Annotated in this window: 13 protein-coding genes; 3 read left to right on the top strand and 10 right to left on the bottom strand. The window is 28.3% G+C overall.

Features of this window, described 5'->3' with window-relative positions:
- From efp to V3249_RS02840, 3 genes are all read right to left on the bottom strand, one after another.
- A complete protein-coding gene (gene efp / locus V3249_RS02850; RefSeq protein WP_044283931.1) occupies positions 1-564 on the bottom strand; it encodes an elongation factor P in 564 nt (187 codons plus the stop codon).
- 931 nt (positions 565-1495) lie between these two features.
- On the bottom strand, positions 1496-2560 hold the full coding sequence (locus V3249_RS02845; RefSeq protein ID WP_341517472.1) for a DUF3137 domain-containing protein: 1065 nt from the start codon (positions 2558-2560) through the stop codon (positions 1496-1498).
- Positions 2561-2696: 136 nt separating this feature from the next.
- Positions 2697-3776: a DUF3137 domain-containing protein gene (locus V3249_RS02840; RefSeq protein WP_341517471.1), complete on the bottom strand. Its 1080-nt coding sequence runs from the start codon at positions 3774-3776 to the stop codon at positions 2697-2699.
- Positions 3777-4351: 575 nt separating this feature from the next.
- Between V3249_RS02840 and V3249_RS02835 the strand changes: the two genes are divergently transcribed.
- The gene (locus V3249_RS02835; protein ID WP_252263094.1) at positions 4352-4492 is read left to right on the top strand and encodes a hypothetical protein; all 141 of its coding nucleotides are present in this window, start codon (positions 4352-4354) and stop codon (positions 4490-4492) included.
- A 120-nt stretch (positions 4493-4612) separates the two neighbouring features.
- Positions 4613-4753 carry a hypothetical protein gene (locus tag V3249_RS02830; RefSeq protein ID WP_252263094.1) on the top strand — a complete coding sequence of 47 codons (141 nt, stop codon included), beginning with the start codon at positions 4613-4615 and terminating at the stop codon, positions 4751-4753.
- Between the two features lie 365 nt (positions 4754-5118).
- Here V3249_RS02830 and V3249_RS02825 read toward each other — a convergent pair whose 3' ends face one another.
- Positions 5119-5766, bottom strand: a complete 648-nt coding sequence (locus tag V3249_RS02825; RefSeq protein ID WP_044283922.1) for a LemA family protein — start codon at positions 5764-5766, stop codon at positions 5119-5121.
- A 70-nt stretch (positions 5767-5836) separates the two neighbouring features.
- Positions 5837-6898: a DUF3137 domain-containing protein gene (locus tag V3249_RS02820; protein ID WP_341517470.1), complete on the bottom strand. Its 1062-nt coding sequence runs from the start codon at positions 6896-6898 to the stop codon at positions 5837-5839.
- A 413-nt stretch (positions 6899-7311) separates the two neighbouring features.
- On the opposite strand from V3249_RS02820, the gene V3249_RS02815 reads away from it, so the two are divergent.
- A complete protein-coding gene (locus V3249_RS02815; protein ID WP_069099524.1) occupies positions 7312-7944 on the top strand; it encodes a hypothetical protein in 633 nt (210 codons plus the stop codon).
- Between the two features lie 179 nt (positions 7945-8123).
- On the opposite strand, the gene V3249_RS02810 is transcribed toward V3249_RS02815, so the two are convergent.
- From V3249_RS02810 to V3249_RS02790, 5 genes are all read right to left on the bottom strand, one after another.
- Positions 8124-9302 (bottom strand): IS3 family transposase, encoded by a 1179-nt coding sequence (locus tag V3249_RS02810; protein ID WP_341517469.1) that lies wholly within the window; start codon positions 9300-9302, stop codon positions 8124-8126.
- 650 nt (positions 9303-9952) lie between these two features.
- Positions 9953-10858: a type I phosphomannose isomerase catalytic subunit gene (locus V3249_RS02805; RefSeq protein WP_303536559.1), complete on the bottom strand. Its 906-nt coding sequence runs from the start codon at positions 10856-10858 to the stop codon at positions 9953-9955.
- Positions 10859-11128, bottom strand: coding sequence for a hypothetical protein (locus tag V3249_RS02800; protein WP_258824917.1), 270 nt, complete (start codon positions 11126-11128; stop codon positions 10859-10861). It lies immediately after the preceding gene.
- Positions 11128-13116 (bottom strand): fructose-specific PTS transporter subunit EIIC, encoded by a 1989-nt coding sequence (locus tag V3249_RS02795; RefSeq protein ID WP_337895539.1) that lies wholly within the window; start codon positions 13114-13116, stop codon positions 11128-11130. The genes V3249_RS02800 and V3249_RS02795 overlap by 1 nt, the downstream gene beginning before the upstream one ends.
- A 115-nt stretch (positions 13117-13231) precedes the next feature.
- Complete coding sequence (locus tag V3249_RS02790; RefSeq protein WP_333503577.1) at positions 13232-14065, bottom strand: MurR/RpiR family transcriptional regulator; 834 nt, start codon at positions 14063-14065, stop codon at positions 13232-13234.
- Positions 14066-14131 lie beyond the last annotated feature (66 nt).

Here is a 14131-nt window from a genome sequence, read left to right as displayed (position 1 = left end):
TTATTGTCCTCCTCTTGAAACGTATTTTCCTTCTTCAGTTGAGACTACTATAATTTCGTCTTCTTTAATAAATAAAGGAACATCAATTTCAAAACCAGTTTCTAATGTTGCTCTTTTTGTTGGATTTGTTGTTGTATTACCTTTTACGGCATCAAATGTTGAGGCAACTTTTAATTCAATTTTTGGCGGAAGTTCAATATCTAAAATTTCATCATTAAATTTACGCAATTTTACCTTAACACCTTCAGATAAAAAATTGAGTTCTCAGGCTATTTTTTCATTATCAATACTAATTTGCTCATAAGTTGAATCATCCATTAAAACACTATTTTGACCTTCATTATAAAGAAATACCATTGTAATTTTGTCAATTCGAGCTTTTTGAACTCTTTCACCACCTGAAAATGTTTTGATAGTGGTTGCTCCTGAGCGAAGATTTTTAACTTTTGCTTTTACGTTTGCTTGTCCGCGACCTTGTTTTGAATGTTGTGCTGAAATTACGACAAAAATTTCACCTTCAAATTCAAAGGTGATTCCAGGTCGAAATTCATTAACATTAATCATCTTACCGCCTCCTAAACTTGAAATAATAGCTATTATACCATAAAATTGCATTTTAAAAAGCGATTAAATTTAAAAATATAAAGTATATTAAAATTTAAAACAGCAAAAAATACTATAAAAACAAGTTTAGTAATTTATATGCTTTTTTGAGTGTGTTCCTGAGTTTTACAGTTTAATGGCAAAAATTCACTTTTTAGTAAATACAAATACGAAAAATACCGGTAAATCTGTGTTTTTTGACTTAAACTCTTAATTTTTATTATTCTAAAATTAACCCTTTGCAAAAAAAAAAAAAAATGTTTGGTCTAAAATAAAATTATGTTATAATAACTATCACTTAAGAATAATTAATAAATATGGATTTTAGAATTAAGGGGAATTAGTTATGTTTTTTGTGTAAAAAATCAAAAAATGCGAATTATCCATTATATTTTAAATATGATGGAATGCCTTAAATTTATCCGTTTAGAAATCTTTAAATTTAGGGCTTTTGGTTATTGTTCTTTCAAAACTTCATATGTTTTTTTAGGCTCAATTTAAATAAAATGAGTTTTCTATTTGCATTGAGTTTAAATAGTAGTTGTGTTTTTTATGATTTTTGTCAGTGTTTTAACTAAAAAAGGTAGTTTAAATATTTCATATTTTGGTTTTTAAGTTAAAAACGCCGTAAAACCGGACACTTTTTTAAGATTATCTCATCAAACTGGGAAACTCGGGACAAACACTATAAAAACAAGTTTAGCAATTTATATGCTTTTTAAGGTATTTTTTTAAAAAATTTGGTTGAATATAAACCTAACTACAAAACGGAAAAAATTTTATCTGTTTAGTATTTTTAATTGATTTTTAATGATATTTTAAATTAAAAATCAATTAAAAAAGTTGAAAAATGCTATAAATTACAAGCTTTTTTAAAATATTATGTTTTTAACTACTCCAAATACAAAGTAACGTAAATAAGACACAAAAGATAATACAAACTGTAAGTGTCAAGCAAAAAATCGTTGAAAATGTGATTAATAAAGTCATCAGGGGTTTTTATTGATGTTGGAAAATCAACATACATAAAATTTCAGTCGCATTTGTATGTAAAATAGATCGCATTTCCTGAAGACTCAATGGTAACATTCAAAACTTTAACGCCATCACGGTCAGAATATCTTTTTAGTGAAAGTTCCATTGCAAGCGGTGTATACATTTTTCGGATTTTCAATCTGTCACTGGAGTGTGGATTAAAAACCTTGTTAAATTCTTCGTTTTCAAGTTTGATTTTGTCTTTTTGAGAAAGTCAGCCACTTGGTTTTAAAAGCTTAAAATCAAATGCCTTTTCACCTAAAATTGAAGTATCAATTTTTAAAATTCCAGTAAAACTTTGCTTTGTTATAGTTTCTTTTTTTCTTCTTTCTTCTCATTGTCAGTGGACATTTGTAAAACTAACATGGAATTTTTCATCAATCAATAATTCTTTCAGAGGTCTAACTTCACTAATTCAAGCCTTTGATGAGCCAATGATTTGAACAGGAGTAAGATTGCTAATTTCATTTTTTGAAATTAGAATGTTGTTGCTAGGTTGGTCATTAAAACCTAAATAATCCATTCCTTTATCTAAAATTGAAAAGGCAGTTTTGTAAGCATCTTCTGGTCTAAAATTATCTATGACATCTTTTGAAACTTCATTGGTGATTTTCCTAATTTCTCTTTTTTTGATTACTAAGTAAAAAGTAGAAGCAATTGCAATTATTCCGGAAATAACTGCAAAAATGATGCCACCAATCACTAGCTTGTATTTGATAGCAACATAAATACCAGCCGAAGTTAAAATGTATGAAATTAACGAGACAATATCAAGTTTTTTTGCCACTCTTTGTATTCCAGCAAGTTTTTCAAGAGTCTTTAAATGTTTTTTCTTGATAATTTCGTCTAATTTAGGCCGAAATTCCTCTTTTGCCTTGTTTTTATAGTCTTCAAATTTAAAATAATCACTTATTATTTTCATTTTTACTCCTTGATTCAATTTTAAAAGGAATTATTATAAAAATACTCTTTTTTTCCAACTTTTTAGTTATTTTTCAATAAAAATAGCTAAAAAGTGCTATAAATTACAGGGTTTTTTGAAAATATTATGTTTTTAACTAATCTAAATACAAAGTAGCGTAAATAAGAGACAAAAGATAATACAAACTGTAAGTGTCAGTCAAAAAATCGTTGAAAATTCGATTAATAAAATGATCAGGGCTTTTTATTGACCTAGGAAAATTAAAATACATAAAATTTCAGTTGCAGCTGTAAGTAAAATAGATCGCATTTTGAAAGGATTGAATGGAAATATCGGAAACTTTAACACCATTACGGTCAAAATATCTTTTTAGCGAAAGTTCCATTGCAAGCGGTGTATACATTTTTCTGATTTTCAATTGATCATTTGATACTGGTCTAAAAACTTTGTTAAATAATTGGTTTTCAAGTTTGACTTTGTCTCTTTGAAAAGGTCAGCCGCCTGCTTTTAAAAGTTTAAAATTAAATGCTTTTTCGCCCAAAATTGAAGTATCAATTTTTAAAAATCCAGTATAACTATGCCTTATCACAGTTTTAACTTTTCCATCTTCGTCTTCTATTTCTTCTTCTCATTCTCAGTGGATATTTGTAAAGGCAACATGGAATTTTTTATCAATTAATAATTGTTTGACAGGTCTAACTTCGCTAATTCAAGCATCTGCTGAGCCAATAGTTCCTGCAGGAGTAAAATTTCTAACTTCATTTCCTGAAATTAGAAAATTGTTGTTTAGTTGGTCATAAAAACCTAAATAATCCATTCCTTTATCTAAAATTGAAAAGGCAGTTTTATAAGCATCTTCTGGTCTAAAATTAACTATGGCGTCTTTTGAAATTTCATTTGTGATTGACCAAATTTCCTTCTTTTTCATTCAAAAGTAAAAAGCAGAGAAAAAAGCAATTATTCCCGGAATAATTGCAAAAATTAAGGTAATATATGCAACTTCGGCCAAGGAAATACTAAGAACAATAATAAAAGTTAAAAATAATGAAATTGAAAAAATAATGATAAGTTTTTTTGAATCTTTTTGTAATACAGCAATTTTTTGAAGTGAGCTTGAATTTCTTTTCTTGACAATTTCATCTAATTTGGGAAGAAATTCCTCTTTTGCCTTGTTTTTGTAGTCCTCAAATTTAAAATAATCACTTATTATTTTCATTTTTACTCCTTGGTCAATTTTAAAAGGGATTATTATAAAATACTCTTTTTTTTCCACTTTTTTAGTTGTTTTCCAATTAAAATAACTAAAAAACGCTATAAATTACAAGGTTTTTTTGTTTTTTATTTATAAAGTCAAAGTTTTTTTAGACTTTTAAAATGTAGTTTATTCCCGAGTTTCCCAGTTTTAAGACAAAAATTCACTTTTTAGTGAATATAAATATGAAGAAACACCCGTAAATCGGTGTTTTTTTAATGTAAAACCTTAATTTTATAAGTAGCATTTGGTAGCATTTTAAGTAATTTTATGGTATAATTATAAATTATGAAAAAACAAAAATTAACTAAGTTGGTTTAGTATCGATGTTGCAAAAATTAAGACAACCCGAGTTTCCCAGTTTTAAGACAAAAATTCACTTTTTAGTGAATATAAATATGAAGAAACACCCGTAAATCGGTGTTTTTTTAATGTAAAACCTTAATTTTATAAGTAGCATTTGGTAGCATTTTAAGTAATTTTATGGTATAATTATAAATTATGAAAAAACAAAAATTAACTAAGTTGGTTTAGTATCGATGTTGCAAAAATTAAGACAAAGGGTTGAATTTAACACTTTAGATCAGCAAATTATATTTAAAAAACACGATGGTGTCCCTAGCGATCCAAACATTTGAAATAGATATGATTTTTACTTTGATATCTTAATAAATCACTAATAAAATTGTAACCAACTTTTACCAAAAAACTTAAAAAAGTCCCTAAAACCGGATACTTTTTTAAAATTACCTTATGAAACTGGGAAACTCGGGAAAATTAACTAAGTTGGTTTAGTATCGATGTTGCAAAAATTAAGACAAAGGGTTGAATTTAACACTTTAGATCAGCAAATTATATTTAAAAAACACGATGGTGTCCCTAGCGATCCAAACATTTGAAATAGATATGATTTTTACTTTGATATCTTAATAAATCACTAATAAAATTGTAACCAACTTTTACCAAAAAACTTAAAAAAGTCCCTAAAACCGGATACTTTTTTAAAATTACCTTATGAAACTGGGAAACTCGGGAGTTTTTTTAGACTTTTAAAATGTAGTTTATTATTAGTTTGGCTAACCAAAATTAGTGAACTAATCTAATTAAAATTAATATAAAAAAATAAGACAAATAATCTCAAAAAAATCTAAAGAATTAATTTAAGCAAATATTTCTTAGATTTAAAAGGACATTATTTGTCTAAAAGTGTGTTTTTTAAATTTTATATTGTTTGAATTGTAAATTTATTGAGAAATTATGTCTGTTTTTAGGATGCTTTTTTACGTGTTTAATTTTTAATAAGAAATTAAAAATCTTTGAATGATACATCTTGACGATTTTGGTTGCTTGTGCTAAACATTGGGTAGGTTGTTAAATTCATCGAAGATGCAACAATTGAAGAAGGAAAAACAAAAATTTCGGTGTTAAAAGAATTAACATTGCTATTATAAAGTCGTCTTGCAGCCGCCAATTCTCTTTCTAAATAGGAAGTTTGCTCAATTAATTCTTGATAAATTTTTGATGCTTGCAATTCTGGGTAATTTTCACTTACTGCAATTAGTCTACCAAATAATGAATTGTTTAAATTTTCAATTTCTTGGGCATTTTCTATGTTTGATTTTAAACTTCGTAATCTTGTAATATCGCTTAAAATTGATTTTTCATATTCACGATAGGAACGAACTTGGTCAGCTAATTTCAATAAAGTTGCACTACGTTGCTCAAGTTGAACCTCGATTGTACCTGCTGATTCATTGATTAAATTCTGTTGACGCATAAAATTATTTTTTTGCGAAATGTAATAAATCGGACCAATAAATAAAAATAGAGTCCCTAAAGTTCAAAATGCAACTTTAGCCGCCGTTGAAACAGTCGGTTTTTTGGAGTCATTATCAATTCGAGGTTCAAATCCTTCGATATTTCCAGCATTTTTAGGGTTGTATAAATTTGACATTTTTTTCCTTTAAATATTAATTAAATTACAAATTATACCATATTTTTTTTCAAAAACATCATATTTTTAACTAATCCAAATACAAAGTAACGTAAATAAGACACAAAAGATAATACAAACTGTAAATGTCAAGCAAAAAATCTTTGAAAATGTGATTAATAAAGTCGTCCGCCGTTTTTATGTGTGTTGGAAAATCAACGTACATAAAATTTCAGTCACATCTGTAAGTAAAATAGATCGCATTTCCTGAAGATTCAATGGTAACATCCCTAACCTTAACACCTTCACGGTCAAAATATCTTTTTAGCGAAAGTTCCATTGCAAGCGGTGTATACATTTTTCTGATTTTAAATCTGTCACTGGATTCTGGATTAAAAACCTCGTTAAATTCTTCGTTTTCAAGTTTGATTTTGTCATTTTGAGAAAATCAGCCCCTTGGTTTTAGAAGTTTAAAATCAAATGCCTTTTCACCTAAAATTGAAGTATCAATCTTTAAAATTCCAGTAAAACTTTCCCTTATCACAGTTTCTTTGTTTCTTCATTCTTTTCATTGTCAGCGGACATTTGTAAAACTAACATGGAATTTTTCATCAATCAATAATTCTTTCAGAGGCCTAAGTTCACTAATTCAAGCCTTTGATGAGCCAATTATTTCAACAGGAGTAAATCTGCTAATTTCATTTTTTGAAATTAGAATGTTGCTAGCTTGGTGATTAAAACCTAAATAATCCATTCCTTTATCTAAAATTGAATAGGCAGCTTTGTAAGCAACTTCTGGCTGAAAACTATCTAGGACATCTTTTGAAACTTCATCGGTGATTTTCCTAATTTCCCTTTTTTTGACTCCTAAATAAAAAGTAGAAGCAATTGCAACTATTCCGGGGATAACTGCTAAAATGATACCACCAATTCCTAGCTCGTAACTGAGAGCAACAAACATAGCAATCACAGTTAAAACGAATGAAATTGACGAGACAATATTAAGTGTTTTTGCCACACCTTGTATTCCAGCAAGTTTTTCAAGAGTAGTTGAATGTTTTTTCTTGATAATTTCGTCTAATTTAGGCCGAAATTCCTCTTTTGCCTTGTTTTTATAGTCTTCAAACTTAAAATAATCATTTATTATTTTCATTTTTACTCCTTGGTTCAATTTTAAAAGGAATTATTATAAAATACTCTTTTTTAATCCACTTTTTAGTTATTTTCCAATAAAAATAGCTAAAAAGTGGCTAAATTAGTGAAAAATTCAGTCAGCTAGTTTTTTTATCTATTGTTTTGATTTTACCATTTTTATCAATTTTTTCTAGTAATTTATTAGTAATTATTGCACTTTTTCCTTTGATTTTACAATAAATATACCATGTAAATTTTCAAAATCCAAAAATATAAAATTTTTTTGCACTTTTGCATTAATAATTTAAAAATTAATAGTATAATATTGTAATTTCAAATTTAAATTAAGGCGTCTGTAAAATCTTATTGCTTTATTTAAATTCTTTGTTTTTCAAAGCAAAAAAATAAAAAACAGACCAAGAAAGGAAAAAAATGTTCAAAAATATAAAAAAAATTGCAAAATTAAGGCTTCTTCCAATAGCTTCTGTGCTGCCAGTTTTTATTGTCTTATCATGCCAACACAATAACCAAACAGCTCCTGAAACTAAAAAAGGTTCCCAATCTAGCCAAGAAGACAAAACTAAACCAGTAAAAATGGACACTCAAAAAGAAAAAACAACAACTAGAAAAACCAATCAAACAATCGACTTTCATTCTGCTCCATTTAATATTCCAAAAAAAGATAATGTCAAAACTCGAACCTTATTATTTCCAGCTGCAAGAAGTGAAAATAGGCTAAATAGTCAAGGTGTTTTCCGTTTCCAATTGCATCACTCACCGGTAAAAGGAGTTACAGGAAAATGAAGTGCCTATGCTAGTGAGGTAAAATCATTAAATGACAATACTTTAGTTGATCCTTTGAAAGTTAAGGTGGCTCGTACAACCGCAATTGAAGGTGATAATATTGAATTTCCGTTAGTTTTTAACTGAGATGAGCAAGATCAAAAACTAGAAAAAGGTAAATTTTACACATTTATTTTCTGAAAAGATGATGGTTCAGAAAAAATTGTTTTTAAACCAGAACATGTTGAAAATAGTAGAGATACTTTTCAAGCAATTGAGTAAAATTTCAAAGTTTTTAAAGATAAAAGCCGCATTTAGCGGTTTTTATTTTTGCAAAAAATAAGGAAAATTAAATTCTGAGTTTGACAGTTTGATGGCAAAAATTCACTTTTTAGTGAATGTAAATATGAAAAAATACCGGTAAATAAACTAGGGCAAAGAAAATTAACAGTTTAATATTATTATAACATCATAGCATATTGCTGTGGTGTTTTTCAATTTAAAATCGATTGAATTCTATAATTGTTGTATCAAAATATATAATCTGCAATTATTTTTTTCAGATCTTCAAAAGTTATTTTACTGTAGTTTAACTCGTTTAAGCATTCACTTTTTATAATTGAAAATCAATATTCAGCCTCCCTATTATCCAAAGAATTTCCTATGCGAGACAACGAAACAGTTCCTCCCATTTTATTTATTTTGTCAATATAGACTTTTGAAGTGTATTGAAATCCATGGTCTGAATGAATAACAAAATCTTTATCTATAGTCCTGAATGTCTTTATATTATCCATAACTAAATTAAGATCATTGCTTAGTGATAATTTAAAATCTCTGATTTTTTTAGTTTTATGCTCAATTATCACAGACAAAAATACATGGTTTTCCTTAACATCTCTGGGAGCTTTTATATATGTAACATCAGTAGCAAAAATATTTCTATTTAATTTATCATTGTAGTCGCGTTTAACAATATCCGGAAGTGCGAATTTGGTGTTCTTAATTTCGCTCTTTCTTCTTCGTTTTCTAATTTTGCATACTAAATTCAATCTTTTTAAATGTCTTCCAAGAGTTCGAGGGTGAATGTCAATATTATATTTCATAGAAATATAAGCACTCAACCTTAGGCGACCATATCTACCTTTGTTGTCAAGAAAGGATTTTTTAATTATTGCGTCATTTTTGTGCTCCTTTACTTTTATAACTCTAGTTTTAGATTTTGCCACTGATTGTCTGCATACATTAAAAATTTTTGCAGATTTGCTGTAGGGAATATTTAGTGTTTTGGCTTCACTAAGTTTTCCTGATTTTGATTTATCTTTGTTGGTTTCGTAATATCTCTTAGCTATTTCTATTAATTCTTGTTTTGTAAATTCGTTTCAATCGGGTTCAATTTGTTTTTTAGGTTTGCCACTCCCTGGCTTTCTTCTTGCACCCTTTTTATCTAATAATTGGTCTTGCATACCATTATTATAATATCTAATAATTTTTTTGATTCTTCGAACTAGTTGATCTCTGGTTATAAAATTTGTATCTGGCGAAATATCATTAATATAATTTATTGTTTTTTTTAATCCAAATTCATTGTAAATTTTATAAATCATATCAAACTCGTCTTTTTTAAAGTGTCTTGACATTAGTATTCTCCTTTTTGTTGCATTTGAAAATTTAAAAAAGCTAACACTTTGAGTGCTAGCTTTCTCCTAAAATCGGACAAAAAAAGCCAACACCTTAGTGTTACTTTTCTTTGTCCTAGTTTAAAATCAGTGTTTTTTGACACTACAATCTTAATCTTTATTATTTTAAAATTACCATTCTGCAAAAAAAAAAAAAATGCTTGGCATAAAATAAAATTATGTTATAATAAACTTCACTTAAGAATAATTAATAAATTTTGATATTGAATTAAGGGGGAATTAATTATGTTTTTGCCATAAAAAAATCAGAAAATGCGAATTTTTCCATTATATTTTTAAATATGATGGTATGCCTTAAATTTAACCGTTTAGAAATCACCAAATTTAAGGTTTTTAGTTATTGTTCTTTCAAAACTTCATATGTTTTTTTAGGCTCGCTGCAAATAAAAACGAGTTTTCTATTTGCATTGAGTTTAAATAGTAGTTGTATTTTTTGATGGTTTTTGCTGTTTTATCCATAAATTGATTTTTGCCAGTGTTTTAAAATAGGTAATTAACTTTTACTAAAAAAGTTAAAAAAGTGCCCAAAAAATGGACACTTTTTAAGATTATCTCAACAAACTGGCAAACTCGGGTAAAACAAGAAAAAATTAAATTATTTTGTTTATTAAAATTAGTGCATTTTCTGCTTGGAATTCAATTGGTTTTTCAATTTGTCCTGATATTAATATGGCATCAAATGGCTTAAAAGGAGCATCATTAATTTTTCCATGACCAGAAATTATAATAATTTCGTACCAAAAAACATCATTTTGGGGAAAAAGTAAAAATTTTTGGTTAATTTTTACTTTTTCAAGGTTAAAAAATTTATTTTTAACTAGTGATTGTTGACTTTTTTTGTTGTCATGAATAATTTTTGGACTTAATTTTGGATTTATTGCTACCTTTGCAAGTTCAAAATGAAGTTCTCTTTTTTGTCCGTTAGTGTCAAGTCGGTCAAAGTCAAAAATTCGAAAAGTTAAGTCTGAATTTTGCTGAATTTCATAAACAAGGGCGCCTTGTGGAATAGAATGAATAAGTCCGGCGCTAATATAGGCGAAATCATTTTTTTCAAGATTACAAAAATTACAGTGTTTGTCGATATTTTCGTTGTTAATTTCTGTAATTTTCTCAGCAAAATCATTTGATTTTGCACCAATTATAAAAGGATCATCGCCTTTGTTTAGCACAAGTCAAGCCTCATCTTTGCCAAAAGAATTCAATTTTTTTGCTAATTTATTATCAGGATGAACTTGGAGACTCAGTTTTTGACCAGCATCAATAATTTTATGAAGATTTGGGTAAGTTTTATGTGGATAAAAGCCAAAAAATTTGCGGTTTTGGGCAAAAAATTCGTCTAAATTTTGCCCACTAACACGCGAAATACCGTGTTTTTGTGCTGAAATTAGTCAGAGTTCGCCAATTTTTTGGCTAGATTTTAACTGATTTTGTAAATTTTGCCCCGCTCATAAAGTATTTTTTTGGTATGGTTCAACAAAAACAAAATAATCTTTCATTTAGTTAGACTGACCTAATTTTTTGTTAAAAACATCATTTCCGATAAATGCTGATAAAATAAGTCCTAAAATTCCCATAACTAGTAAAAATACGCCATAAACAAAACCTTGACTTGGTAGTGCTTCTTTTTTTGCAATTGTTGCGTTAATAAATTCTTGGTGTGCGGTAATATTTAAACTAATAAGGATAATTCCAAAAATAAGGACAGCTAAGGCCAAAAAAATCACAATATAAAAGAGTTTTTTATTATCTATTTTCTTAATTTTCATTATTTAGCTCCTTTTTTGTGATTTTTTCGTGCTAAATTGCTAAAAATATTAAAGTTACGATCCTTTCAAAGCCCATAAATTAGTGCAGTAGTAAAACTTCCGACAATAACTGACAAGAAGAAAAAGGCAATTCCAAGGCCAATTCCGTGTTTTATTGAACCAACAGCACCAAGAATTGCAACAATTGGTCCGCCATGTCCGGCTTGATTTGTAACAGCAAGAAGTCCAGCAAGTCCACCAGCAACTGCTGAACCGATAACATTAGCACTAATTACCCGTTTTGGATCAGCGATTGCAAAAGGAATAGCACCTTCAGAAATTCCAATAAATCCCATTATTATTGCTGAAAGTCCGAGTGATTTTTCTTCTTTTGTAAATTTTCTCCGTCAAATTAAGGTTGTAATTCCCATTCCAATTGGCGCAACCGGTATTGCAGCTGCCATCATTCCCATTGGTTCATAAACTTGAGTTGAAACTAGCGCTGTTGAGGTTAAAAAAGCAACCTTATTTACTGGACCACCCATGTCAAATCCTGCCATTCCACCAAGTAAAAGACCTAGAAGAAAGGCAACACCAAGGCCAATTCCGTCTTTGTTTTCAAAAACATGCTTTAATCCAGCGATTAATTTGTCAAGCACTCAACCAATAGGAGCACCAATTAAGAAAATTACGACTAATGATCAAAATAGACTGACTCCAATTGGAATTACAAAAATTGGTAAAATTGCGCTTAAAGATTTTTGAATTTTTAGGGAGTTAATAAATTTAACACTGTAACCAACAAGAATTCCAAAAATTACCGCACCAATAAATCCCATCGGTGTTTGAACAGAAATTCCGCCAATACCATAGAATAAATCGTTCGTATTACCGACAGTTGCAACAATAAATCCTGGTGCAAGAGCGGCCCGTCCGGCAATTGAGTAGGCAATGTAGCCACCTAAAACACCGATCATTAATTTAAAGGCAATTACCCCAATTTCGAGCATTCATCAGAGAAAATCACCTTTTGGCGCTGCCTCAGCATTTCCATAAATGGCTTTTCCAATTCCTAGCGAAAGGGCGATCATAATTCCACCAAAGACAACATAAGGAATCATGTATGAAATTCCGGTAATAATATGTTTAACAATGCTAGTTCGATTTTCCTGATTTTGGGTTTGTTTTTTTTGTTTGTTATGTAAAATTGGTGCTTTTTTTGCTTTTTGGATTACATCTTCAGTTTCATGGATTGCGGCTTTAGTGCTTGTAAAATAGACCTTTTTTTGGTCAAAAATTGAGCTGTCAATTTCAAGATCACTGGCAACTATGACAAATTCGGCCTCTTCAATATCTTCTTTTGTTAAAACATTTTTAGGACCAACTGACCCTCGAGTTTCAATTTTAGGGATATAGCCATTTTGTTTTAGTCCCATTTCTAATTTTTCAGCTGCTAAATAAGTGTGAGCAATTCCAACGGTACAAGATGTGATTCCAACAACTTTTTTTGCATTTATGGGAATTTTTTGGGAATTTGTCTCGTGATTTTCCACTTGATCTTTTTCAAAAATAAACTTTGAAATGCTATTAAAAATAACATTTTCATCTTTGGATAAAATTATTTCTTTAATTTCGGGATTAAGAATAATTCGTGCAACTTTTGCCAAAATTTCAACTTGATTTTGTTCAAAACCAGACTTTGGCAACAAAATGCAAAAAATAAATTTTGCCTTAGAATCATCAAAATTTTGCCAATCAAGCCCAGATTTTAGACTTAAAAACAGCAGGGCCGGTTTTTCAATAGCGCTACTTTGAGCATGAGGGATTGCAAAATTTGACTCAAGTCCAGTAGAGATTTCATTTTCACGAGCCAAAAGATCGTCAAAGATTTTATTTTTTTCAGTTCCAATTCCAAGATTGACTGCTTTTTGAGCAATAAATTCAAAAACTTCTTCTTTTGAATTAAGATCTTGGTCTAAAAAAATAAAATCTTTAGAAAAAATACTCATAAAAACCTTCCTTTCTTTTAATTTTATATACTTAAATAATCCATTATTTAGTTAAAAATAAAAGAAAAATAAAAAAATTTTTGCAAATTTGAAGTTTTTTATGAATGTTTTTCAACTACTCGTTTCATTCTTTAAGAATTTCAAGGTTTTTCTTGTAATTTTCTTCGTATTGCTCAGAAATTAAATTAGCAACACTGAAAAAAATAACATCAGAAATAAATTGTTGGTTAATTTTCGATGAGATCGAAATAAAACGGTTTTTTTGCTCGAGTGTTTGGTAAAAAATTAAATTTTTTTTGGGAATATCGATTTGTTTTTTTGCTGTTATTACAATAAAATTGTCGTTATTTTCAATAAACTTTTTAATAACAAAATTAATTTCCTTTGTTTTACAAGATTTTGAAAACAAAATTTTTAAGGCTTGAGATTGAACACTAACTAATAAAAAATTATGAAAATCACGAAAACTAACTGAATTTAGTCCTAATTTTTGCAAATTAATCGCTAGTTCGCTGGCCCCAATTGAAGAAGAACCAGCCCCATAGATAAAAATTTTTTTGCTCTCGATAATTTTACGGGCAAAATCCTGTATTTTTTCAAGATCAACAAGCTCTAATGTTTGAACTAATGAATTATGATAATATTTATAAAGTTGTTCGATAATTAGCTTGTTTTTATCTGTTTTTTGCTGATTTTTAACTTTATTTGAAATTTGTTCTGAATTAAGGAATAAATAATAAACATGAAACTGCATTTCTTTAAAGCTCGAAAAGCTTAATTTTTTTGCTAAATTTGAAATGAGCGTTATTGAAGATTGGGTTTTATTTGCTAATGATTTTAGATTGGACTGATAGAAAAATTGTGGATTTTCCTCTGCCAATTTAATAATAATTTTTTCAGTTTTAGTTAGAGATTCAACAATTTTTTCGTCAAAGAAAACACTTTTCATAAAAATTAATCTACTTTACTTATAAAATAAAAAATGAACAAGTCCTGTTTTTTTGACTTAAAAAAC

Source organism: Mesomycoplasma ovipneumoniae (assembly GCF_038095995.1).
GTDB lineage: Bacteria > Bacillota_I > Bacilli_A > Mycoplasmatales > Metamycoplasmataceae > Mesomycoplasma > Mesomycoplasma ovipneumoniae_F.
Note: the sequence above shows the minus strand (reverse complement) of the source record. Positions and strands in the feature narration are given on the sequence as shown.